22 protein-coding genes and 1 pseudogene are annotated in these 25143 nt (G+C 40.7%); 7 read left to right on the forward strand and 16 right to left on the reverse strand.

Annotated elements, in window-relative coordinates; all coding sequences use genetic code 11:
• Position 1: 1 nt before the first annotated feature.
• Positions 2–871, reverse strand: a complete 870-nt coding sequence (locus IPJ09_02970) for a nucleoside phosphorylase (GenBank protein MBK7370403.1) — start codon at positions 869–871, stop codon at positions 2–4.
• A 55-nt stretch (positions 872–926) separates the two neighbouring features.
• On the opposite strand from IPJ09_02970, the gene IPJ09_02975 reads away from it, so the two are divergent.
• Positions 927–1280 carry a hypothetical protein gene (locus tag IPJ09_02975; protein MBK7370404.1) on the forward strand — a complete coding sequence of 118 codons (354 nt, stop codon included), beginning with the start codon at positions 927–929 and terminating at the stop codon, positions 1278–1280.
• 32 nt (positions 1281–1312) lie between these two features.
• On the opposite strand, the gene IPJ09_02980 is transcribed toward IPJ09_02975, so the two are convergent.
• On the reverse strand, positions 1313–3058 hold the full coding sequence (locus tag IPJ09_02980) for an altronate dehydratase (protein MBK7370405.1): 1746 nt from the start codon (positions 3056–3058) through the stop codon (positions 1313–1315).
• Here IPJ09_02980 and IPJ09_02985 point away from each other — a divergent pair.
• The gene (locus IPJ09_02985) at positions 3015–3710 is read left to right on the forward strand and encodes an NAD(P)H-binding protein (protein MBK7370406.1); all 696 of its coding nucleotides are present in this window, start codon (positions 3015–3017) and stop codon (positions 3708–3710) included. The two genes, IPJ09_02980 and IPJ09_02985, sit on opposite strands and share 44 nt — an antisense overlap.
• A gap of 43 nt (positions 3711–3753) precedes the next feature.
• Positions 3754–4104: a gliding motility protein GldC gene (gene gldC / locus IPJ09_02990; GenBank protein MBK7370407.1), complete on the forward strand. Its 351-nt coding sequence runs from the start codon at positions 3754–3756 to the stop codon at positions 4102–4104.
• Here the strand turns inward: gldC and IPJ09_02995 are convergent.
• Complete coding sequence (locus tag IPJ09_02995; protein MBK7370408.1) at positions 4101–4598, reverse strand: hypothetical protein; 498 nt, start codon at positions 4596–4598, stop codon at positions 4101–4103. The genes gldC and IPJ09_02995 overlap by 4 nt on opposite strands.
• Before the next feature lie 22 nt (positions 4599–4620).
• Here IPJ09_02995 and IPJ09_03000 point away from each other — a divergent pair, with 22 nt between their 5' ends.
• The gene (locus IPJ09_03000) at positions 4621–5715 is read left to right on the forward strand and encodes a PD40 domain-containing protein (protein ID MBK7370409.1); all 1095 of its coding nucleotides are present in this window, start codon (positions 4621–4623) and stop codon (positions 5713–5715) included.
• A 7-nt stretch (positions 5716–5722) separates the two neighbouring features.
• Here the strand turns inward: IPJ09_03000 and dnaG are convergent, their stop codons facing one another.
• The 3 genes from dnaG to dapB form a co-directional block, all read right to left on the reverse strand.
• Entirely contained in the window at positions 5723–7324 is a 1602-nt protein-coding gene (gene dnaG, locus IPJ09_03005; GenBank protein ID MBK7370410.1) for a DNA primase, read from the reverse strand.
• On the reverse strand, positions 7324–7674 hold the full coding sequence (locus tag IPJ09_03010; GenBank protein ID MBK7370411.1) for a hypothetical protein: 351 nt from the start codon (positions 7672–7674) through the stop codon (positions 7324–7326). The genes dnaG and IPJ09_03010 overlap by 1 nt, the downstream gene beginning before the upstream one ends.
• Before the next feature lie 388 nt (positions 7675–8062).
• Positions 8063–8779 carry a 4-hydroxy-tetrahydrodipicolinate reductase gene (gene dapB, locus IPJ09_03015; GenBank protein ID MBK7370412.1) on the reverse strand — a complete coding sequence of 239 codons (717 nt, stop codon included), beginning with the start codon at positions 8777–8779 and terminating at the stop codon, positions 8063–8065.
• Positions 8780–8900: 121 nt separating this feature from the next.
• On the opposite strand from dapB, the gene IPJ09_03020 reads away from it, so the two are divergent.
• Complete coding sequence (locus tag IPJ09_03020) at positions 8901–9755, forward strand: acetyl-CoA carboxylase carboxyltransferase subunit beta (protein MBK7370413.1); 855 nt, start codon at positions 8901–8903, stop codon at positions 9753–9755.
• Here the strand turns inward: IPJ09_03020 and bshC (IPJ09_03025) are convergent.
• The 6 genes from bshC (IPJ09_03025) to rpsO all read right to left on the reverse strand — a co-directional run bounded on the left by bshC (IPJ09_03025) (position 9752) and on the right by rpsO (position 16068).
• On the reverse strand, positions 9752–9892 hold the full coding sequence (gene bshC, locus IPJ09_03025) for a bacillithiol biosynthesis BshC (protein ID MBK7370414.1): 141 nt from the start codon (positions 9890–9892) through the stop codon (positions 9752–9754). The genes IPJ09_03020 and bshC (IPJ09_03025) overlap by 4 nt on opposite strands.
• The gene (bshC, locus tag IPJ09_03030) at positions 9850–11343 is read right to left on the reverse strand and encodes a bacillithiol biosynthesis cysteine-adding enzyme BshC (GenBank protein ID MBK7370415.1); all 1494 of its coding nucleotides are present in this window, start codon (positions 11341–11343) and stop codon (positions 9850–9852) included. The genes bshC (IPJ09_03025) and bshC (IPJ09_03030) overlap by 43 nt, the downstream gene beginning before the upstream one ends.
• 86 nt (positions 11344–11429) lie before the next feature.
• Positions 11430–12095 carry a hypothetical protein gene (locus IPJ09_03035; protein MBK7370416.1) on the reverse strand — a complete coding sequence of 222 codons (666 nt, stop codon included), beginning with the start codon at positions 12093–12095 and terminating at the stop codon, positions 11430–11432.
• Between the two features lie 19 nt (positions 12096–12114).
• Entirely contained in the window at positions 12115–12981 is an 867-nt protein-coding gene (locus IPJ09_03040) for an RNA polymerase sigma factor RpoD/SigA (GenBank protein ID MBK7370417.1), read from the reverse strand.
• 146 nt (positions 12982–13127) lie between these two features.
• Positions 13128–15698, reverse strand: a complete 2571-nt coding sequence (pnp, locus tag IPJ09_03045; protein ID MBK7370418.1) for a polyribonucleotide nucleotidyltransferase — start codon at positions 15696–15698, stop codon at positions 13128–13130.
• 94 nt (positions 15699–15792) lie between these two features.
• A complete protein-coding gene (rpsO, locus tag IPJ09_03050; protein ID MBK7370419.1) occupies positions 15793–16068 on the reverse strand; it encodes a 30S ribosomal protein S15 in 276 nt (91 codons plus the stop codon).
• A 191-nt stretch (positions 16069–16259) separates the two neighbouring features.
• On the opposite strand from rpsO, the gene IPJ09_03055 reads away from it, so the two are divergent.
• Positions 16260–17537 (forward strand): insulinase family protein, encoded by a 1278-nt coding sequence (locus IPJ09_03055; protein ID MBK7370420.1) that lies wholly within the window; start codon positions 16260–16262, stop codon positions 17535–17537.
• Here the strand turns inward: IPJ09_03055 and purD are convergent.
• Genes purD through IPJ09_03070 form a run of 3 tightly spaced genes read right to left on the reverse strand, consistent with a single transcriptional unit; the run spans position 17534 to position 21805 of the window.
• Positions 17534–18808, reverse strand: a complete 1275-nt coding sequence (gene purD / locus IPJ09_03060; GenBank protein ID MBK7370421.1) for a phosphoribosylamine--glycine ligase — start codon at positions 18806–18808, stop codon at positions 17534–17536. The genes IPJ09_03055 and purD overlap by 4 nt on opposite strands.
• A gap of 43 nt (positions 18809–18851) precedes the next feature.
• Entirely contained in the window at positions 18852–21482 is a 2631-nt protein-coding gene (locus IPJ09_03065; GenBank protein MBK7370422.1) for a M1 family metallopeptidase, read from the reverse strand.
• Positions 21479–21805: a hypothetical protein gene (locus IPJ09_03070; protein MBK7370423.1), complete on the reverse strand. Its 327-nt coding sequence runs from the start codon at positions 21803–21805 to the stop codon at positions 21479–21481. The genes IPJ09_03065 and IPJ09_03070 overlap by 4 nt, the downstream gene beginning before the upstream one ends.
• Positions 21806–21872: 67 nt before the next feature.
• Here IPJ09_03070 and IPJ09_03075 point away from each other — a divergent pair, with 67 nt between their 5' ends.
• Positions 21873–24092, forward strand: coding sequence for a TonB-dependent receptor (locus IPJ09_03075; GenBank protein ID MBK7370424.1), 2220 nt, complete (start codon positions 21873–21875; stop codon positions 24090–24092).
• Here the strand turns inward: IPJ09_03075 and galE are convergent.
• Positions 24082–25115, reverse strand: a pseudogene (gene galE, locus IPJ09_03080) (UDP-glucose 4-epimerase GalE). The gene IPJ09_03075 and the pseudogene galE sit on opposite strands and share 11 nt — an antisense overlap.
• Positions 25116–25143 lie beyond the last annotated feature (28 nt).

A 25143-nucleotide genomic window follows, 5' to 3' on the forward strand; every position in this document is an offset into this window, starting at 1 on the left:
ACTAAATCCAATCACTGATTTTATTCATCAATAAAGCTATCCCGTCGTCGACAGCTTCGTTGGCGTCAGCACTAAATGTGCCGTTAGCCCTATTGGCCAGGACGATATTTAGACTTACAGCCCGATGCCCAAGTGCTGAGGCCAATCCATAAATACCAGCGGTTTCCATCTCAAAATTGCTAAACCGGTACCCTTGATATTCCAAAGTGAATAAATTTTGAAAAAGAGATTGATCATATAGTGATTTTAATCTCAAAGATCTTCCCTGAGGACCATAAAAACCCGGACAGGTTATAGCGATGCCTGCGTAAGTATCCTTACCAAAAGCTTGTAACAGGGATTGGTCTGCATGCCCTACATAGGCCCCAAAGAACAATTCTCTCTGAAGAACATTGAGGGCATTGATCCAGGTTTCATCAGGGTATCGGACTGCTTCTGGATAAAACCGCATCAGACTATCCAGCCCAAATGCGATTGGATTGATCAAAATACTATTGACAGGAATATCAGGGTCTAATGCGCCGGTAGTCCCTATCCGTATAAATTGAAGTTGACTTTTGTGATCAAGAGGCTGACCGGTATGCAAGTCAATGTTGACCAAAGCATCCAGTTCATTAAATACGATGTCGATATTATCTGTACTGATGCCTGTTGAAATCACCATAATAGGTTTTTGATTTATCCTACCGACATGAGTGACGAACTCGCGATGCGATTGCCTGATATCAATATGATCAAAGTATTTGCTTACATGGGACACCCGGTCAGGGTCACCTACTGTGATACAAACAGGGGCCACCATATCCCTCGAAAGATCCAGGTGGTATACATGGCCTTTTGGATTAAGAATTAATTCGCTGGATGAATTCATATTTTACTAAACTTATATTTGCTCAAATTTGTCTCTAATATATCAATGTAATACTATGAAAAAAATATTTCAACTCAATACCTGCAATACTTGTCAAAAAATTTTAAAAGAATGGAAAGCTCCGGCATCTTTTGAAGTGCAAAACATCAAAGAGCAAAATATCTCGGCAAAGGAATTGGACTTCGCTGCCAAAAAGCTTGGGTCTTATGAGGCTCTGTTCAGCAGGAGAGCAATAAAATTCAGATCAGAAGGCTGGAATGAAAAGATCCTGACAGAGAAAGAGTATCGCAAGCTCATCCTGGCAGAATACACCTTTCTCAAAAGACCGGTTATGATTAATGAAGAAGAGGTATTTGCAGGAAATGCGAAAATCACTGTGCAAGCAGCAAAAAAAAGTCTAAAGCCATAATAATACCAGGAAGTAGGGAACTGATGACATGGTTAAAGCGAAATGCCCCTCTTCCAGGGAATAAAATCATCCTGTCCTAATCGTTCTGCATGTGGTATAGCTTCTCCACTAGCCACTTTGATCAGGTACTCTAATATTTCGGCTCCTTTAGACTGAATGGTATCCACGCCATCAATGATAGTACCTGCATTGATATCAATGATGTCGGGCATTTTTTCGGATAGAAGATTATTGGTAGATATCTTGATCGTTGGAGATATCACATTTCCAGTCGGAGTCCCCAGACCGGTGGTGAAAGCTACCAGGTTGCATCCACTCCCTACCATCGCGGTCGTAGACTCTACATCACCTCCGGGAGTACATAAGAGGTAGAACCCATTTTCATTTACTCGCTCAGTATAATCCAACACGCCTTGTACCGGAGCGGTGCCTCCCTTTAATGCTGCTCCAAGCGATTTCATAGCATCCGTGATCAATCCATCTCTAATATTACCTGGCGATGGATTGGCATAGAATCCCGAGCCCACGGCCTCAGCCCTACTGCTATAGGTTTGCATCAATTGAGAAAATTTTTCGCCATCTTCTTTTTTCTTGCATCTGTCTATCAGGTCCTGTTCAGCACCGCATAGCTCCGGGAACTCTGATAAAATGGTAGTGCCACCCAATGCGATGATCATATCAGAAGCATGACCCAGGGCTGGATTGGCCGTAATACCGGAAAAGCCGTCCGACCCACCACATTCCAATCCCAGGCGAAGGTGGCTGAGTGCAGCCTCTTGCCTTCCGGTTTTATCCGCTTCAATCAATCCGAGGAAAGTATGTTTGACTGCGTCAGAGATCAGCTCTCGTTCACTGGAGTATTTTTGTTGTTCAAAATAAAATATTTGCTTGCCATGGCCAGGGTTGAATTGGTTCAGAGCTTCCTGAAATAGGGAGATTTGCGCATTCTGACATCCGAGGCTAAGGACTGTCGCTCCAGCGACATTTGGATTCAGAACATAGCCTGCCAACAATCTGCATAGACTAAGTGCATCCTGGCGAGTTCCTCCGCAGCCCATATCATGATTTAGTATTTTGATGCCGTCTATATTTTTAAAGACCCTTTTTTGAGCCAACTGATCTGGCGACATTGTTATCGATGCCTCTAGGATATCTTGTTGACTGGCACCACTTTGGTACAGATCTACCAATTGGGTAGTATTAACAGTGAAGGATTCACTACCGGGATAGCCCAGGTTTTTGATCAAGGCATCCTGTATAATCACTACATTCCTTTTTTCACAAAATACCAACGGAAGTATAACCCAATAATTTCTCACGCCTACGCTGCCATCCTTCCTGGGATATCCTTTGAATGTGCGAGTTTTATATTGACTTACATCCGGAGCTTGCCAAGCTGATTTTTTGCTGTCTGTGTTGAAAGACTCTGTGGCGTGTTCAGTATTTTCAGTGCTTATCCTGGTGCCTTTTGCAATGTACTTTTTGGCCTTGCCTACCGTAAGACTGTACATTCTGATTCGATCACCTTTCTCCAGATCTTCTAATGTAATCTTGTGTTTTACCGGTATGTTTTCAGTAATCAGTATTTCTTTACTATCGAGGACCAGTCTATCACCATGATTAAATTGTTCGAGCGCTACAGCTACATTGTCTTCAGGATGAATTTTTAAATATCTTTTCAAGGTAAATTTTCTTTTAGCAAATGTAGTTAATTGAGCACTATCTTCGTCAACCTTGGACCAAACTATACAAATACAAACCTCAGCAAAAAAAGCCATTCTATTCGGAGCTACAGGGTTGGTAGGTACTCATTGTCTGCAAGAATTACTCGGACATCCGGCTTACCATTCTGTGACTTGTTTTTATCGGTCTGAAGTGCCTTCCATCGAGGATCCCAATTTTATAGGCCATCAAGTTGATTTTGAAGATATGGGCAGCTGGGCTACCTTGATCGAAGGACATGATCTTTTCATTTGTCTTGGCACCACTTTAAAAAAAGCGGGCTCCAAAAATGCATTTTATCATATTGAGTATGAATATATTACAAAAATAGCGACCATTGCCGAGGTGAATGGGATCCGCCAGATATTTATTGTTTCTGCTCCAGGAGCAGACTCCAGAGGTTATCTGTTTTACAATCAGATCAAAGGCATGATTGAGGACAAGGTAAAACGTATGGACTTTTGGTCAATTCATTTTTTGCGACCCTCGGTTCTATTGGGGAACCGTGAAGAAGCCCGACCTTTTGAGGATCTTGCTGCAGGGGCAGGGCTAGCTTTAAAATTAATCAGCCCCAAACTTTTTTCAAATATTACCCCGATAGAAGGACACAAGGTGGCCAGGTGTATGGTCAAGGTAGCTCAAAGTACACGTAGTGGGGTATTTTATTATCCCAGCTCTGTCATAGCAAGGTTAGGTAAAAAAGATTGATCATTCATCTGATTTTATTGAGTAGTCTGCGTTTCTTTGCATTATGAACAAAGAAAGTAACCAGATCATACTTGAAGTCACATTGGATGAAGAGAAGATACCTTCTGCCATACATTGGCGGGCTGACGATGGGCCTGAGCAGGGTCATTTACAAGAAGTCAAAGCATTTCTACTTTCTCTATACGATGGAGGCCAGGGTGATACCCTTAAAATCGATCTATGGACCAAAGATATGCAAGTCCATGAAATGGATCGGATGATGTATTTTACGCTGAAGAGCCTGGCTGACACCTATTTGCGTGCTACCCAAAACAAAGAAGTAGCTACGGATATGCGTCGTTTTAGTGACTATTTTGCGGAAAAAACGAATATCAAGGGCCAGACTGCCAATTAAAGCTGTAGCAGATCGATGACTTGGTTGATTGGTGCAGGATGAGCTCCATTAACCATGAAGACAGGGTTTTTATTTTTAGGAAGGGCGCCATATTCAACATAACTTTCCCAAATATGACGCACAAACCAATTGGGTTCGCGTCCCCATCGAAGATCTTGTTTTTTTCTTTTCCAGAATAAGTCTTTTTCTATGTATACAAAGATACACCTGTCATAACAGGCATTGATATTGCCTTGATAAAAAGCAAACAGACCTTCGACTATGACCAGATCGTACTTTTTTTTATAAGATTGGATAGCAGATAAAAGAGATTTCCAGTCGATCGAATCAGGATGCTCCCAGTCAATATGGTCTCGTATCATGGGAAGATGATCTTTTTTTACAAAATCATCCTGCTTTAATATGCCAATAGTTTTACCTTTGATACGTTTACTTAACTGGTTTGCGAGGGTGGTTTTGCCGGCCCGGCTTACCCCACCGATACCTATGATCATAATACAAAATTAATTTATTGATATGAAGCGATGGATAAAATACTTCGGTCTGATGATAATATTTTTAGCAACACAATGTGCACAACAATATGCTATCACCAATCAGACAGGACCCGATAATCTGCGATATCCGCAGGAAAAGCATTTAAAAAATGTAACCCAACTGACTTTTGGAGGCAATAATGCAGAAGCTTATTGGAGTTTTGACAGCAAGCAACTTACTTTTCAGAGTGATTATAGCCCTTGGACCAATGGCTGTGATCAAATATTCAGAATGACTCCTGGCAAGTCTGATCTTAAAAACAATAAACCTATCAGGATCAGTACAGGCACAGGTCGTACTACTTGTTCTTACTTTATGCCCGGTAATAAACAGATCCTCTATGCTTCCACACACGCAGCTGGGGAGGCATGTCCACCAGCCCCTGAAAGAAACCCTAATGGCAAGTATGTATGGGCGATCTATGAGAGTTTTGACATATATATCTCAGATCTTGATGGTAAAATAATCAAACGATTGACAGATACACCTGGATATGACGCAGAGGGGACGATCAGCCCCAAAGGTGACAAGATTGTGTTTACTTCGGTACGGGATGGAGATCTCGATTTATATACCATGGACATCGATGGCAAAAACGTAAAAAGAATCACCTATGACTTAGGTTATGATGGAGGCGCTTTTTTCTCGCCGGACGGAACCAAATTGGTTTTCAGGGCATCCAGACCTAAGACAGACGAGGCCAAAAAGGAATATCTGGAACTTTTACATCAAGGGCTAGTGCAGCCAGTAGAAATGGAATTATTTGTTTGTAATGTGGATGGGTCCGATCTGAGACAAGTTACGCATTTAGGGAAAGCTAACTGGGCACCTTATTATTTACCTGATAACAAAACGATAGTATTCAGCTCTAATCATGCTGCTAGTCGAGGGTACTCATTTAATCTGTATACTATTAAGGATGATGGCACAGGCCTGGAAAAAATCACTTATGATCAGACTTTTGACTCTTTCCCTATGTTTTCACCAAATGGCAAATACTTAGTGTTTGCCTCTAACAGATTTAATGGTGGTACCAGAGATACCAACCTATTCGTAGCCGAGTGGGTTGATTAGTACTATTTCACGAAAAGACTCTCATCCCTAGTAGATCGGCAATCGTATTTCTATAATTGAGCAGCTCGTGTTGAGTTTTAAGATAAATTAGCTGTTGAATCTCCTCCTCACCCGTAGAATCAAGTAAAAGTTTATTGGCTTTGATCATTTTTTGCACTTTTTTGAGCTTAAATCTTAAAATACTTTGATAGCAATCATTGACATAATTCTCATCTGGAGGTTTTTGAGTTTGAAGCTCCATCTCCCAACGATCAGCCCAATTATGACTGTAATTAAAAGGAGAAGTACTTAACTCTATAGCAAGATTGCGGATGTCCGGATCGGCGTGACTGATAAAATAATCTGTATTGATCACTCGGTTTTCGCTCAACTGGTGGATATATTCTTTTAATATTCGTTCGTATAGTTTGTTGTTAAATTCTTCTTCCAGATTATCCATATTTTCATTGATATATTGGGCAAGGGTTTTTTCCATTCCTGCATCCATCATGAGATGTCCATACAATATAAGTACCCTGATTAGTGATCTCTCCTGGTATTCATCTTCCTCCGTTGAAAGGGTGTCATGCTGTGGATCTTTAAGATAATCTGCATCGTCCTGTGCCGGGCTGGGTACAGATCGCTCTTGATCTGTAAATTGTTTTGAGCGTCGATTAATCAGATCTTTTTTGATCATCCGATTCGTCTCCCGAATGAGCACCTCTTCTGATACCGCAAGCTCTTCAGCACAGACCTGGATATAAGTAGATCGTTTGATCGCATCAGGAATTTTAGAAATGGTCTGGATAATGTCTGTGATACCTTCTGATTTTTTTATCGGATCGTTTTTGGTATCCCTTTTTATCAACGAAGCTTTGAACAACACAAAGTCAACAGATTTGTCCTGTAAAAAAGACTCAAACGCGCTACTTCCATTTTTTTTGAGGAAGGAATCCGGATCCTCAGGAGTAGGTAGAATGGCCATACGCACATTCATATTCTCTTCCAGGATCATGTCCAATGCCCTCATGGTGGCTTTGATACCGGCTTCATCGCCATCATATACTATTTTAATATTGGGAGTAAACCTTTTAATCAACCTGATCTGATCCACTGTCAGCGATGTGCCTGAGGACGCAACTACATGTTGAATGCCTGCCTGATGCATGCTGATTACATCAGTGTATCCTTCCACCAGTAGACATTCGTCCTTACTGCGTATAGCTGCTTTAGCCAGGTGTAATCCATATAAGACTTTACTTTTAATATACAGAGGAGTTTCAGGCGAATTGATATATTTCGGTCCAAAATCAGTATTGCTTAATTTTCTACCACTAAAGGCAATTACTTTTCCTGAAATATTCGTGATGGGGAATATCACTCTCCCTGAAAAAAAATCCTGATTATTTTTATTGAGCAAGCCCAATTCTTTCAAGGTGTCAGCATTGTATCCATTGGTAATGCACTTTTCTGCGAGAAAGTTTTTTTGATCTGGGGCAAATCCCAACGAAAACTTTTTGATGGTGGATTCTAAAAACCCTCTTTCTTTAAAATAGGCAAGTCCAATGGTCTTGCCTTGAGGATGCTGAAATAATGATTCCTGGAAGACATTATTTGCAAATTCATTAATTAACGAATAAGATTCTCTTTTAGCTCTTCCTGGTAGGCTTCATCTGATTTAGATTCTGTTATTTCTTCGATAGAGATATTATATTTTTTGGCTAGGTATTTAACTGCCTCTGGAAATGTCGAAGACTCATGTTCCATAATAAACTGTACGGGCCCTCCAGCTTTTCCGCAGCCAAAACATTTGTAGATGTTTTTTGAGGGGGATACAGAAAAAGAAGGCGTTTTTTCATGATGAAAAGGGCATAACCCCAGTAAATTGGAGCCACTTTTTTTGAGATTTACATAGTCGCTTATCACTTCCTCCACTTTGGCGGTCTGTAAAACATCGTCAACTGATTTTTTTGAAATCATTTTAAAAAAAGTTCAATTTTATTTGCAAAGTAGATTAAAAATGGTTTAAATTTGTCATACGATAGTAAATATATTATCGATTTAATTTTGACATAAGAATAGGGTGTTCTCATAGTGTGTTCATACCTCACTGACAGTTCCTGTCAGTGGGGTTTTTTTTTGTGGTTTTTTACTTAATTTTGAGTTTATACTATATAGTGTATGAAAAGATACTATGTATTTATAATCATCTTTTTGAGTGTTTTTACTTTTGCTTCGTGTGCAGTAGGATCAGGGTGCCCTGCAGATAAAGCTAATTCAGTAAAGTTTAATCGTAAAGGTCAATTTAAATCTAATTCTAAAGGAAAAACGAAACTGTTTCCGGGAAAATTAAAACGCTGAAAATACCTTAGCCCAACATATCTTCCATTCCATACACTCCTTTTTTGCATAGAAGCCATTCGGCTGCGGCCACCACACCTGTGACAAATCCTTTTCTTGAAAAAGCCTCATGGGTCAATTCTATGCGGTCGTGACCTGATTTATATTCTACTTTGTGAGTGCCTGGTACTTCTCCCTGTCTTTCGCTTTTAATGGGTATAGAGCCGTCCAACTTGAACTCAGACATCTCTGCCAGGTGCCATGCAGTATATTTTGGCGAACTATTTAATATTTTATTGGCAAGGGTCACAGCAGTACCGCTAGGGGCATCTTTTTTGTGAATGTGGTGTATCTCTAACAATCCCAGCTCATAATCTCTATATTGGTCCATCATTTTAGCCAGGTATTCACTGACTTTCCAGAATACATTGACGCCAATACTAAAATTGGAGGAGTAGAAAAAACTACCCCCTTTCAAAAGGCATTTTTCTTTAAGGATAGGCAATTCGTCATGCCATCCGGTCGTGCCACTCACTATAGGAATATGATGATCCAGGCAAAAGGCTATGTTGTGATATGCAGCCGCTGGCTGTGTAAATTCAATAACCATATCCGCTCCTGACAGGTCATCCAGTGTCGTATTTAACAAAGGATCCACTATACTATATATGGTATGCCCCCTATTTAAACATAAGGTTTCTATTTCTTTTCCCATTTTTCCGTAGCCTATCAGACTGATCTTCATTGATATTGGTTTTGTAAGTAACTACTGACATAAATTGGTATATGCAGTAAAAAGACAAAATTAAGCGGATTACTTATATTTGCAGGCTCCTAAAGAGGCCCCTGGAAAGAAAAACAATACAATGGGTTGGTTTAAAAGACTACGAGACGGTATACAAACGACTACCAAAAACAAAAAGGAAACCCCTGAAGGTATTTGGCATAAGTGTGAATCATGCAAACATATGACTACTTATGCTGAGCTAAAGGAGAATTTCTACAAATGTGTCAAGTGCAATCATCATACACGCATCGGGAGTATTGAATATTTTGAAATCCTTTTTGATGCTGAAAAGTATGTAATCCTTTTTGATAATCTTGAAGCGATAGACATACTTGAATTTTCTGATCTAAAATCTTATAAGTCCAGGCTCGAGGATGCCAAATCTAAAACCGGGCTTAATTCTGCTGTCAACGTAGCCTTTGGTAAATTGAATAAAAAGAATTTGGTGGTGGCTTGTATGGATTTTACTTTTATCGGCGGCTCTTTATCCAGTGTGGAAGGAGAAAAAATTTCCAGGGCAATAGATTATTGTTTAGAACAAGAATGCCCACTCCTGATCATATCCAAATCAGGAGGAGCTAGGATGATGGAATCTGCTTTTTCGCTCATGCAGCTGGCCAAAACTGCGGCTAAACTTACTTTGCTGGCGGATGCCACTTTGCCTTATCTGTCACTGATGACTGATCCGACCACTGGCGGTGTGACAGCATCTTATGCAATGCTTGGAGATATTAATATGGCAGAACCAAAAGCTTTGATTGGATTCGCCGGTCCTCGAGTGATCAAAGAAGCTATTAAAAAAGAATTACCTGAAGATTTTCAATCTGCTGAGTACTTATTAGAGCATGGATTTCTCGACTTTATTGTGGATAGAGCAGATTTAAAAGACAGGCTGGATACCTTACTTAATATCTTTCAAAAGGCAATTGCTTAAGCATTGATTTTAATCATTTTGAATTGAAAATCCAAAGGATCAAAGTCTGCCATTAAGGTTTCGAGAAAAGCAGGCCCATAAACCGCATAAAAGGTCATAAAATTTTCTCTACGTTCCAGAAGTGTACCATCAGGCATGAGTTTTTCTTTAACTTTTTGACCCGATTGAGGTGAACTTCGAGTTTAGATTTTTCTGCTTTTAAGATTTTTTTCTCAATATGCTCAATCGATTTCTGTAGTTTGGATTTTTCAGCTTCGATGGATGGGCCAAGTGTCTTGTCGATTTCAATAGTTTTGAGCCTGATTTTTTCCATCCATTCTAAGAGACCTTTCAACTCCAGGTGCAAATCCAAGGGATTGGCGCTCAGGCTTTCAGTGATTTGGTTTATTAAAAGGTCTGTTCGCATTGACAGGTCTGCCATAGAGACTCCATAGTTTTTCATCACATCCATCTGACTGTCTTCGACTATAGCAAAGGAGTCGCGTCTCACAAGCATAGGGTAGGGCACTTCCATAGCTTCAAACTGCGACTTTCTTTCCATCCAATAGGCTAGCTCACCACCACCACCTATATAGGCAAGATTAGGAAGTATGATCTCCTGGTAGATAGGCCTCATAATTACATTGGGACTGAATTTTTCGGGACGGTTTTCAATCTCTGCAAGCATGGTTTTGTCATCAAACTCCAATGATTGTCCAACAATATTGAAGGAGCCGTTTTCTCGTTCGATGCGAGCCCGATAGCCGGTATCAAAATAGAAGAAATTAATGTCGCGGGCATAAGTAGCAGGTTCGAATCCTTTGGAAGCTAATAAGCCCTGGGTCTCTACGACTTTGGGTTTTGAAGCAGAAGAAAATATCTCTGTTTTAATATATGGGAGAAAACGTTTTTTTAATCTTGCATCATCCATATTCAAAACTAAAAGGCCAAAGCTGCCCAAAAGTTGATGTAAGATTTGCATGAATGCTTCTGACATAGTGTGGCCAGGTTGATAGGCCTGTTCCATCATCCGGATTAATTCAGGACCAAATGCATGGAACTCTATTAATCCTTTTAATTCTGCAATCACCATAGAAATATTGTCCAGGTGATATCGTCCTACAGGCCCTTGTTGTTCCGTGTCCCAGGTTAAGCGCTTACCATTTACATAACAGTGATTAAGCTCATCCAGGTCATGATCTTCTGATCCAATCACAAAAAATGGGATGATTTGGAATTGAGGATACTGTTGATTGATCTGCCTGGCCAGTTTGATGGTACTGATGGCCTTAGATATTACAAACGCAGGCCCTGTGAAAAGGCAGGGTTGGTGTGCCGTACAGATGGTGAATACATTTTCTGCTCCTAATCGGTCTATAAGTTGGGTTGGAATAGAAGAAGGGGCATTGATTTTATATTGGTCTCTCAAGACTTCTTGTAACAAACTTCTATCAGTCTCAAATTTCCTGGCGTTGATGACATCTGGTATAGAATCCAGCTTTGGCTGCCATTGAACGAATTCCTGCAGGGTCGATTCAACCTTATTTAATGCTCTGTCAATGTTACTGAAACTCGGAAAATCTGAAATCGCAATCGAATCGGCTAGCATGGAAGTTTATTAAAGCCCACAAATATACAAGCTAGTCTTTTCAAACTACCTTGATTAAGGTTTCTATAACGTTTTTAAAAAGGTGATCATTTAGAGCTTCTTCGAATGAGTTCAAAAAACGCAAGGGCAAGAAAGACTTTTTCTTCCACGGTATCCATATCGCTCAAATACTGAAATGTTCTAGGATTTCTGGATTCTTTTTTTGATTCATTCAACAAAGTTCCTGCCAACTTATTATTGACATGGACAGGTAAGAGCATACTTTCGCTTCTATCGATATAAGCAATTACATTTTTTTGGTTGTACCATAACTTTCCTTGTTGGTCCAATTTGCCAAAATATTCTTCATCTATAAATAATTCTACTTCTTTTCTGACGATTAAATAGGCAAATTCGTGTTCAGAATTGCGAATAAGCAGAACGCCTTCGTCAAGACTGTACATTTTCTGCATATAGACCACCAGAGGCTCATGATATATAGATTGGAAGACACCTCTGTAGAACTTGTAAAGCAAACTTTTTTTAACCTGCCTATGCTGGCTAAAACTAAGCAATTCCATTTCCTGCCTGTTCCATTTAATAAGGTGGTCAGAAGCCCAGGACTTTAATTCGGGCTGAAGCGCCCGTAAGTCGTTTCGTAATTTGAAGGTTATCGATCGGAAGCCGCCAAATAATTTATCGAGAATTGAGATCACACCTGCAAAACTAAAAATAATGAAGATGATGAGTACAAAAATAAAAAATCTGGCCATTATTTAAAACGGCAATCTATTACCCAAGATAAGATTTGAGAGAATTTTGATGCATCGACCGTCGCAATCTTCTGATAGCTCGTTCTTTTACTTGCCTGACTCTTTCTCTGGTCAGACCAAACATATCTCCGATTTCTTCCAGGGTAAGTGGTTTATTGCCATCAAGGCCAAAGTAAGCGGATAATACTTCCATTTCTCTGGGAGCCAGCACCGTCATACCGTATTCTACTTCCTTCTTGAGGGATTCCTTCATCAAACCCATATCAGGGCTATCATCTGTCTCATGCATATAGATGTCTATCATAGAGATGTCGTCCTCATCGGTGCCTATAGGAGCATCGAATGATACATGTCGCATATTACTCTTCAAAACATGATTTACATCTTTTACGGCCACACCAAGTGCTTCTGCGAGTTCTTCCGGACTCGGCTCGCGCTCAAATTCTTGTACGAAAGTGATGTAAGCCTCATTGAGCCGGTTATAAGAACCCACTTTATTTACAGGCATTCTGACTATCCTACTATACTCCACAATGGCTTGAAGGATGGATTGACGAATCCACCACACAGCATAAGAGATAAATTTAAAACCTTTGGTTTCATCAAATCTTTTGGCTGCTTTGATCAAGCCAACATTTCCTTCATTAATTAGATCACTGAGCGATAGACCTTGATTTTGATATTGTTTGGCTACAGAAACTACAAATCTAAGGTTGGATTTACACATTACTTCGAGCGCATCTTCATCCCCTTCTCTTATTTTACGAGCATATTCTGCTTCCTGCTCTGGGGTGAGCATAGAGAGTTTGGCTATATCATTGAGATATTTTTCGAGAGAGACGGACTCCCGATTGGTAATTTTGTTTGTGATTTTTAGCTGTCTCATTTCTTTTCTCCTCTTTCTAACCTTTACGGTAAAAGTGCCTTAAAAGTTCATCTAATAAACACAAATGGGGGCAAAACGCTCGCTCCCATTTGATAGTTTAACTTTTTATTATGATAAAAGCTAATATATTCTCGACTTTTGAGGGATCAATCCTCCCAATTCAATCCTTCTGGTCTTATTTCGTCTTTCTTAGGAGCAGGAAAATCTGATTTTGGAGGGTTATGGTCCCGTCGATTTTCAATATCTGGTCTCAATTGAGGTCTTTCAATAGGGTCAGGTCTTTCAGGCCGTTCAGATCTTTCGGCAGGTCTTTCAGGTCTTTCGTGACTGTCGCGAGATGGGGCATTATCACTGTGCGGTCTTGAGTTGCCGTCTCTACCACCTCTGTCTCTGTCGCCACCTCTGTCTCTGTCGCCTCGTCCTCTATCGCCACCTCTATCTCTATCGCCACTTCGGCCTCTACTATCTCTATCTCCACCTCGATAACCACCTCTGTCGTTTCTTCCACCACGGTCACTTCCACCACGGTCATTGGATCTACTGTCCTCTCGGCGATCTCTGGATTGGTCCCCATCACCAGCAGGCATATTATCAGGTCGTGGCATTAAGGCTTTGCGGGATAATTTATATTTACCTGTACGGGGATCGATATCCAACAATTTTACTTTTAGTTCGTCTCCAATATTGAATACTTCTTCGACATTCTCGATTCTGGTATAGGATATTTCGGACACATGCAGCAGTCCTTGCTTACCTTTGAAATCTACTATCACTCCGAAAGGAAGAATTTCAACTACTTTCGCTTCATAAGTGGCACCTACCTCAGGAACAAATACAATGCTTTGTACCCTGGCAACAGCAAGGTCGATATTGGCTTTGTTTGGGCTGGCGATGCTGACGATTCCATAATCATCGACTTCTTCTATATTAATGATGGTGCCGGTGCTTGCCTGCATCTCTTGTATTACTTTACCTCCAGGGCCTATAACTGCGCCAATCAAGCTCTTAGGTATCTTTATTTCAACGATTCTAGGGGCATGTGGCTTATAATCCTCTCTGGCCTCAGATATGGTCAGAGCCATTTCATCGAGTATATGTAATCTGCCGGCCTTGGCTTGGGCAAGTGCCTTCTCTAATAAGTCGTAAGATAATCCTTCGATCTTCATGTCCATCTGGCATCCGCAAATACCATTGGCAGTACCGGTGATTTTAAAGTCCATGTCGCCCAAGGCGTCTTCATCTCCTAAAATATCAGTTAAGATAGCTGCCTTGTCACCCACTTTAATAAGACCCATGGCAATTCCAGAGATCGGAGCAGTGATTTTAACACCGGCATCCATGAGGGCCATGGATGAAACACAAACAGAAGCCATTGAAGTGGATCCGTTAGACTCTAAAATATCAGAAACTATTCTGACAGTATAGGGATTGTCTGCAGGCATCACTTGCCGGACTGACCTTGCGGCGAGATTGGCGTGCCCTATTTCTCGTCTTCCCGGACCGCGATTAGGCTTGGCTTCACCTACTGAAAATCCTGGAAAATTGTAGTGAAAAATAAAATCTTCGTCCCGAGGGGCAAAAGCGGTATCGACCATCATTTTGTCTCCTTTAGAGCCCAAAGTCACTACCCCGATGGCTTGGGTCTCTCCACGATTAAAGATGGATGAACCGTGAGCTGCAGGCAGCACATCCACTTCAGTCCAAATAGGTCTCACCTGGTCTGTAGCCCGGCCATCCAGGCGCTTACCTTCTTCGGTAACTACTTCTCTGATGATTGTTTTTTTGTTTTTGTCTAATATGGCACCGATGATTTTGGAGTTTTCTTTATAAAAATCTTCACCATGAACTGCGATGACAAATTCCTTAACCAAAGCTTTTAAGTCATCCATAAGATCTTTCCTACCTTGTTTGTCGGTAGGATTGCGAGCGATCGCATATATTTTATCTGATGAAGCTTGCAGCACTAATTCCTTTAATGCTGGATCTATTTCAGGAATCACTACTGTTCGTTTAGGAATGTCTGCTTTACCGGCTAATTTGGCAAGTTCTAACTGCAGACTGCATTGTTGCTTTATGACTTCATGAGAGACCTTGATAGCTTCGATTAATTCCGACTCGTCACATTCTTTAGCCTGCCCTTCAACCATTAAGAGCTCGGTAGGCGTGGCAGCCACTACAAATTCAGAAGAAGCGTCTAATAATTGAGTGCGGGATGGATTGATGATAAATTCTCCATTGACTTTAGCGATCCTCACTTCGGAGATCGGGCCATTCCAGGGAATATCAGAAAGGGTGAGTGCAGCAGATGCGGCCAAGGCTGCAAAGGCATCACTTGGAGTTTCAGTTTCTCCACTTAACAGACTGATCATCACCTGGGTTTCATTCATAAAACCATCAGGGAATAACGGTCGGATAGCTCGATCTACCAATCGGGAGGTCAGTATTTCGTAGTCATTGAGTTTGGCCTCGCGGCGAAAAAAATTGCCAGGGATACGACCAGCTGCATAAAAACGTTCAGCATAATCAACAGAAAGAGGAAAAAATTCCTGATCTGGTTTTGCTTCTTTATTGCATACTACTGTAGCCAGTAGAATGGTATTGCCGCATCTGACGACAGCGGACCCATGCGCCTGAGTGGCTAATTTGCCAGTCTCTATGGTTACTTCCCGACCATCAGGTAGGTTGAAAGAGACTGAAATAGGAGTTTTTTGTCCCATGATTTTTTTTTATAATTGATTAAAGTTTAAACTAAAAAAGCCCTACTAAGTAGAGCATTTGAAACACTAAACAGGAATAGTTTCGAAAATCGGTTTACTTACGTATACCTAACTGTTCTAGCAATTCACGGTATTTGTTCAGATTGTGCTTAGCCAGGTAGTTGAGCAATTGCTTGCGTTGACCTACGATGGTGAGTAACGATCTGCGGCAAGAATGATCCTTCCTGTTGTGATTCAGATGCTCCTGTAACTGATTGATTCTGAATGTAAAGAGTGCGATCTGAGCTTCAACAGAGCCTGTGTTTTCAGGTCTTCCGCCGTACTGCGTCATTAAATCTTGTACTTTTTCTTTTGTCATGTAAGCCGGCATAGTTCTTTCTTTTTATGGCTTTATTTATTTTCTTGATGTTAATTTTTCCGCCGCAAAAGTAAGAATTAATTATTAATCACGTACTATTAATCACAGACTATTTGATTTGGCATCAGTCCATATTTGAGAACGAATTGATTTTATTGGATAAAGACTACTTTCGCCGAAAATTGTAAGAATCAAAACAGTTCATGTTAAATTTTGACAGAAAAACACTCGCAAATGGCTTAAAAGTGATTTTGCATTATGATGAAGCAAATCCTTTGGCTTCTTTAAACATACATTATTTGGTTGGCGCTAGAGATGACCCACCACATCAGACGGGAATGGCTCACTTATTTGAGCACCTCATGTTTAGCGGTACAAAACAATACCCATCTTATGACCTGGTGATCCAGAATGCTGGTGGGGAAAACAATGCCTTCACCACGTGTGACAATACCAATTATCATATTACTCTGCCATCTATGAATCTGGCCACAGCGTTGGCGCTAGAAGCAGACAGGATGTCCCATATTAGATTAACCAAAACGATATTTGATCGTGAAAAACAGGTGGTGCTCGAAGAGTACAAAGAGACCTGCTTGAACAAGCCATATGGGGACAGCTTTCAACTAATTTGTCAATTGGCTTACAAAAGACATCCCTACCAATGGCCTACCATTGGAAAGAACGAAGAAGCTATAGCTAACCTTGAACTAGAGGAGGCTAAACAGTTTTATCGAAAATATTATCAACCCGGTAATGCCATCCTGTCCATCACCAGCAATATTCCATCTGATCAATTGATGACCATGGTGGAAAAACACTTTGGTGCTATCAAACCAGGCACAGCCCCTCATAATAAGTACTTAAGCGAGAGGCCTCAGAAAAAACTCCGCAGGCTAATATCTAAAAGCAAAGCACCAGCAGATGCTTTGTATATGGCATTTCACATCGGAAGTAGGATGGTCAGAGAATTTTATATAGCAGATGTGATCAGCGATATTTTGAGCAACGGACATTCTACACGATTATATCGCAAACTGGTAAGAGGGAAAAAAATGGCAAGCACCATTGACGCATCCATCACAGGTTCTTTAGATCCAGGATTGTTTATTATTGAAGCTAAAGCGATACCAGGTAAATCAATTGAGTTATTAGAAAAATCTATTTGGGATGAATTGGAGTCGTTGAAAAAAAACCTTGTCAAAAGCAGTGAATTGATCAAGATAAAAAACACCATAGAATCGTCTCTGCTTTTTAGTGAAATAAACGGCTTAAATAAAGCCATTACGCTTGGTTTTTTTGAAATGCTGGGAGATGCCCGCAATGCAAACGAAGAAGGAAATATCTATCAAAGTATTACTCCTGCAGAGATCAGGTCAGTTGCAAACAATATATTCAGACCTGAAAATTGCAGTGTAGTTTATTATCCGAAAAGTGCCAACGGTGCAGGGTATTATGAAGAAGATGAAGAGGATGATTAGACATCAAAACCTATATCCTTGCGGAAATACTTGCCTTCATAATGAATTTGCTCAATTAAATTATATGACTGTTCAAGTGCTTGAGTCAATGATGGGCTCATAGAGGTAATGGCGAGCACTCTTCCGCCTGCGGTAATTGTATGGCCTTGATCATCCTGGGAAGTCCCGGCCTGGAATACAATCGAGCCGTCCGGGATGTAAGAAGGGAAAAATATCCTTTTATTCTTTTCATATGCCCCTGGATAGCCGCCAGAGACTGTGACTACTGTGCTAGCTGATTCTTGTGTGCTCTGAATGAGATGAGCATCAAGAGTGCCTGTATGAACAGCATGAAGCAGACTTACAAGGTCATTGGACAATCTCGGCATCACTACTTCTGTCTCCGGATCACCCATTCTACAATTGTATTCAATCACAAAAGGCTCATTATCAACCACTATTAAGCCTAAAAATATAAATCCATGGTATTTATATCCACGAGTTTGAAGTCCTTTGATGGTCGGTATGATCACCCTGGATTCGACTTTGTCCATCATCCCCTGATCTACGAATGAAACAGGAGATACAGCTCCCATACCCCCTGTATTTGGGCCATTGTCAGCCTCGCCAATTTTTTTATAATCTTTGGCTATGGGCAATATCTTATAATCATGTCCATCCGTCAAAACAAATACAGAGAATTCTTTGCCATTCAAAAACTCTTCCAATACAATGGTTTGACTGGCACTACCAAATTTTCCCTCCAGCATTTGACGGATTTCTTCTTTTGCTTCTTCTTTGGTAAGGCAGATAGTCACCCCTTTGCCTGCAGCTAACCCGTCAGCTTTTACTACAATGGGAGTATTCATGCCGTCGATATAATTATACGCCGCTTGAATTTCTACGCCTTGAAAAGATTTATATTTTGCAGTTGGTATGCCGTATTCCTCCATGAAGATTTTTGCAAACGCTTTGGATCCTTCGAGCTGAGCTGCTTGCCTGGTCGGGCCTATGACGATGAGGTCTGAATGTCTGAATCGATCTTCAAGGAAATCTGTGAGACCTGACACTAGCGGTTCTTCCGGACCGATGATTACCATCTGTACGGTATAGGATGAGATCAAGCTGGCTATGCCTTCAAAATCTTTTAAGGAGACTGCCAGGTTGGTACCTTCCAAAGCAGTTCCAGGATTTCCAGGGGCTATAAATATATGATGACCATCAGGGCTTTGCTTTATTTTCCAGGCCAGGGCATGTTCTCTACCACCAGATCCTAAAATTAAAATATTCATACAACGAAGGTAAGTCAATCAATCAAAATTCGGGTTCCTGGGTTCAACCTCCAATTTTTCTTAACCACTTAAAAGGACTCAATGCTTTGAAATTGAACACATAGGTGCATCGCTGTAAGTATTTGGAGTGAGTCAAGTTTGAAGGGCTCTCTCTAATCGACTGACTTTCGAAAGCTGGAAAATTGACTTCAAGGATATTTTTTAAACCTACCAGGCTGATACCCGAGGTGTAATGTATACTCCCATAGGTGTTTGTTTTTGGGGTTAAGGCCAGCTGGAAATAAGGTCTGATGAAAGGCAGGGTGGGTATAGATGACCTTAAAGAACTCGCCAGCATCCAGGAAGTGGATGAAACCATACTCGGTAAGCTCCTGAATGCCGCGTCTTTGATAAAGATCTGCCTTGAAAATGAATTGGTGGTCTCGGCACGACCTAACAACAATTCGTCAAATTTATAGTCCGATTCCTCCCCATTGAATGCAGTACCACCACTTAGTGTAAAATTGGAAAATGTTTTATTTGAATGATCTGTTGATTGTATTCCTCCAAAAACATGCCATTCGAGGTGAGCAGGAGCTACCGTATGATACCTGAATTGTTTGTTGAAATGGGAAAATAATTTTATAAACCCAGGGCCCTTTTCAGCAGTAGTGCTCCAATCATACGGCTGTAGAGCTTTGGAATTCAAATAATCAAATTTAAGTTCGTGGTATAATTTAGATTGTCCTATTGATTTATAGAGGCCCTGGTCAAAGTCAACACTCATCAGGGTTTGTTGATGAATATAAACAGGCCTATATGAAAATTCTTTTAAGGCACTGTGTTGAGCACCAGGAGTAAGTGATAGACTGATTTTTGGTGCCAATTTTAAATACCTGGAGGTGTATTCATAATGTGTATCCCGGTTATTTGAAAAGTTTCTGAGCTCTACACCAAATTTGATGCGATCGATATACGATTGATATGGGAAGATGGCATGTTCTATGCCGGCCAGTATAACAGGTTTAGTAGATTTAAATCCATAAGCCACTATGGCGCCTCCCAGTGTAGTAGCAGCAGGCAGTGTAAAATCATGCAGAGCCAATCCTGCCTGAAAACCATCGTAATCGTTATAGCCGATGACTGGACTGAGGTATAAATCATTGGTTAAAGAGTGCCCAATGCCAGGTATGAGATGCATCACAGTCTTTTTAGGAGTAAAAGCAGAAGGCCTCAGTCGGAGGATGTTATTGGTCCGTTTGATTTCGGGCAATAAAAAATCAGGATCAATAATGATATAGTCGAGCGAATCTGGACCAAATTTAAAAGGTGTACCACTGGTCAAATTAATGAGGGTGGTATCCAAAATTCTTTTTCCTTTATAATATCCAGCCATAGGTAGTGGGAGGTCCTTCGGGCCATGATGGTTAACTATAAATCCTTCTGAAGAGGCTTTATGAATGTCAATGTCTAGTTTTTTATTATTGGTCAGGTAGGTCTCTTCAAACCAATGAATGCCAATGGAATGGAACAATCCTAATAAGTCCTGCTGCTTAGGATGTTTAAATTTAAATGATTCAAAATATTTTTGCATCATTGATTTAAAGATCTGTTCTCCAACAGCCTGTTCAAGCAGCCTGAGTCCTTTGGCCGGTTTTTCATAGGTAGATAAGATGTAGCCATTGATAGCGTATTTTTCAACCGGCGCAAGCACAGCCATATCCCGATTATCAGCTGCTTGCAGATACCATAAAAAATCCGGGGGCACATCGTAATCAGAGTTTAGGGTGAATAGGCCATGGCCTATGAAAGGTGACATTGGTCTTTTTTGAAAATATTTATGCTCATAAAAAGTGACCAGGCCCTCATCCAGCCAGGCTTCCTCCCGTTCATCAGTGGCGAGAACAGCTTGAAACCAATTATGACCTAATTCGTGTAATATGACTTCCTCCAGATTTTCAGGAAGGTTATAATAACGATCAATTAAAGTAATCATAGGGTATTCCATGCCATCCGCACCAGCTTTTTGACATTCAACTATGGATACCTGGTCATAAGGGTATGGACCTACCTGGTAGCTAAAATATTCGATTGCATTTTTGCCATAAATAGAAGCCTGGTGCCAGGCGTTTATTTTTTTCGGAAGAAAAAAAGTCCAAATGTCTATTGTTTTATCCTCCACAATAGCCTTTGCCTTATTGACTAAAAAACGTTTGTCTGCAAACCAGGCAAAATCAATTACATTTTTGGCTTGGTAACTGAGTATTTTAAACCTGGTCGAAGATATCGGGGCTAAAATGGTTATATCAGCAGGTTCACCATTTTTCAGCTGACATGAATCAGCATAATCATCAAGAAATTTAAGTTCTTCACTATCGAGCAATGTACCTGTAGAGGCTACGATATAATTGTCCGGTAATTCGATTTTTACACGGTAATCACCAAAATCATTAAAAAACTCTCCGTATTCAAGGTAGTGCATGGTGTGCCAGCCTGAAGAGTCGAGCAAGGCCACTTTAGGATACCACTGGGTCATTTGGTAGCTTTGGTTCAAGTGGCCTCCTCTGGATATGTTTTTGGGGATATCTAAGGCGTATTTAATTGTAAAAACTCCGCTGGAGCCGCTTTGGATGGCCTGGTCCAAGCTAAGGGTGATAATTTCTTGCGTCGCGTCATCATAAGAAAAAGGTATCACTGCTCCTTGTAGATTGTAAAAATCCAATGAATCATACCCACCAAAGTCAGCTCTCTGGAGTACCCATTTTTGGCATCGCCCACGTGTTTTAATTGGTCATCAAAAGGGGAGTGTTTAGATTTAAATGCATTCATCCAAAGATGCAGCTTGACCTGATTTAATGCAAATGGGCTATTATTTTGATAGGTTACTTTAACCGCCCCTGTCAGCTGATTTGTTTTATCATCTAATCTGCATTGTATATCATAATTTATTTTTTGTTGCCAATAAGAGGCTGAAGCTATCTGTGAACTGAATACAAACCAAAGCCATACATACTTCATTGGGTAAAAATACTATTTATGGTAATCATATATTTTTTAGGCCTTCAATATGTGTAAATTTGCACGCATGATCGCAAGTTTAAAAACCTTCGTGACTATATTGAGTTTCTGTATATGCTCAGAATTATATGCCCAAAATGCATTGAAAGGTGTCTTGATAGACGATTCCAAAATACCTTTGGCAGGTGCGGTCCTTCAATGGAAGTCACAAACATACCATGCAGTCACGGATGAGCAGGGAGCTTTTAATATCCTAAGGGCAGACCTTGATTCAATATTGGTTATTAACTATGTTGGATTCAAAACCAAGGAAATAGCTGTGGCACCAGATATCTTGAAAATTTCCATCGTCTTAAGCGAAAACATAGATTTGCAACAGGTGGAAGTAAGGGCCAAACGAAGTGATACTTATATACCTGCTTCCAGCAATTATAACAAAGAAATCGTCAGCATCCGTGAGCTCAGAAAAGCTCCTTGTTGTAACCTATCAGAAAGTTTCGAGACAAGTGCTGTCATAGATGCCAATTATACTAACGCTGCTTTAGGCACCCGGGAGATCGAAATGCTGGGACTTCGAGGCATATATTCTCAAATCATGCTGGATTCGAGGCCCACGATGTATAATTTTGCTGCGCCATTTGCTTTTGATTTTATACCCGGGCCCTGGCTGAAAGGCATACAGGTCAGTAAAGGCGCTGGAACCGTAGTCAATGGTTCTGATGGGCTGGCTGGTCAAATAAATGTAGATATTATAGATCCCCAAAATGGACCAAAGCTGCATATCAATCTTTTTGGCAATCAACGATCAAGGTATGAAGCTAATATCATCACAAACAAAAGGCTAAATGAAAAATGGAGTACCGGTACATTAATCCATGCCAGTCAGGATCAACATCACCAGGACTCAAATGGTGATGGGTTTTTGGACGCTCCTCAAAAAAAGCAAGTCAATGTCATGCAGCGATTACATTATTATGGACTAAACTGGGAAGGACAGGTGAATATTCATGGTATCTGGGATCAGCGCAATGGTGGCCAGACACATCATCCCAGTCTTGCTCACCTGGAAGACCTGCTCACTTATAATCAATCGAATAAAAGACTTGAGATATTTGGCAACATTGGCTATATCGGATTTAAGGACCCTGGTCGTTCGATCGGCTTTCAGTGGCATGCTCAAGGTCATGAATATGAAGCTAATTACGCACGTATGGCGAATGGCAAAGACAGATCTTTTTACACAAATCTGATCTACCAGGACAAGTTTAGTACTGACAAACATATGCTTCAGACTGGTTTAAGTATGAGGCGCAGTATGACTAAAGAAGGATTTTCAGATTTTATATTTGATCGCAATGAATTCATACCCGGAGCATTTGCGGAATACTCTTATAATGCTGATGTCAAAGAATCAGTATTTGGTTATACCCTTGGCATGCGTGCTGATCGATATGGTTCATATGGAGTCAGAGCTACTCCTCGATTTTCTATGAGATACCAGGTGGATGAATATGGTACGATCAGGGCTTCAGCTGGACGCGCCTATCGAATGCCAAATATTATTTCCGACAACATACATTTTATCGGACTAGGGCGATATTTTTTAGTCCCCTCATTGGGCCTGGATATAGCCAATAATTACGGGCTAAGTTATATTCAAAAAGTATTTATTGGGGGACCCAATGAATGGAATATCTCCATTGACTTATATCATACTTTTTTTAAAAAGCAAAACATTCAAGATATCGAATCAGTGACCAGAAATATCATCAGTACATACACTTTTCATGGCTCCAGGATCAATTATGCTTTGATCCAAAACCAGTTTCAACTCGGTGTCAATTTTGGTTTTAAGCTAGCTTACAGATATACAGATGCCAAATATCGACTTCATGAAAACGCTGCGCTCATCTCCAAATTGTACTTGCCAAAGCACAGAGCTTTACTGACCCTGGATGCAAACTCCAATGAGAGTGTCTGGATAGGTAATCTTACTTTCCAATTGGTGGGCAAACAAAGATTATTAGACATATCAACCTATCCTACAGCAGGAAGCGCTGGCAGGCCTTCTACCTCTCCTGCATATCTATTGATCAATCTGCATGCCAGCCGCAATCTTGGGCGATTTGAGCTTTATGGAGGTGTAGAAAATGTGACTAATTATGTACAGGAATATCAAATAGTCAGCCCTGAATCTACTGGGTCAAAATATTTCGATGCCACCAGATTGTATGCGCCTAATATGGGGACGAGAATCTATACCGGCATCAAGTACACTATAAACTAAGAAATTCGGCCTTGTTTTGTTCCCAATGCCAGGCATGTGTCATGATGTCGTCCAGGGTATATCGTGGATGCCAGTCGAGTAATTTACTTGCTTTTTGATAATCAGCATAGATGGCCACTACATCTCCGGTCTTCTATTTGCAATTTTGTAAGCTAAAGGTGTGCCGGTGACCTTTTCAAAAGATTGGATAGCTTCAAGGATGCTGACTCCGGTGCCCGTACCAAGGTTGAACACTTCCATCTCCATACCATGGGAAGCCTGAGCCGAGAGATATTTTAAAGCCAGGGTATGTGCATGGGCTAAATCCATGACATGTATATAATCTCTGATATTGGTCCCATCCCGTGTAGGGTAGTCATTGCCATAAACCTGGAGTAGTGGTCTTTTGCCTTTACCGACTTCCATAATGAGCGGTACGAGGTTGCGTACTTCTTTGATAGCTGCTTCGCCCAATAAACCACTGGGATGTGCGCCAGCCGGATTGAAATACCTTAATGCAATAGATTGAAGCCCTGTAGTGAGTTTGGTGAGATTTGAAAGCATGGATTCACCAATTTGTTTGGTGAGTCCGTAAGGGGATTCTGCGGTTTGCCAGGGAGTTTCCTCTGTCACAGGCAGGTCCTGTGTATTGCCATAGACCGTACAGCTGGAGGAGAAAATATGATAAGGGATATTAAAGGCCACTTGCATTTCGAGCAAATGGATCATACCAGAGATATTGTTTTCATAATAAAGTGTTGGATGGGAGACCGATTCGTCTACGCTTTTATATGCTGCAAAATGAATGATGGCTATAATATCCTGGTGCTGTTCGAATAATGTTGATAAGCTTTTTTTATTTTTAATATCCAGACAATAAGAGGCGATTTTTTGACCTGTAATGGCCTTGATTCTTTCATAGGCGTGTGATGAGGAGTTGGATTGATCATCTAAGCCTATGACTTCAAATCCATTTTGTAGCAAGTCGATTACAGTATGACTGCCTATATACCCGGAAGACCCGGTCACCAATACTTTCAACATAGTGTGCAAAGATAGGAAGGTATTTTTT

Source organism: Saprospiraceae bacterium (assembly GCA_016709995.1).
Taxonomy (GTDB): Bacteria; Bacteroidota; Bacteroidia; order Chitinophagales; family Saprospiraceae; genus JADJLQ01.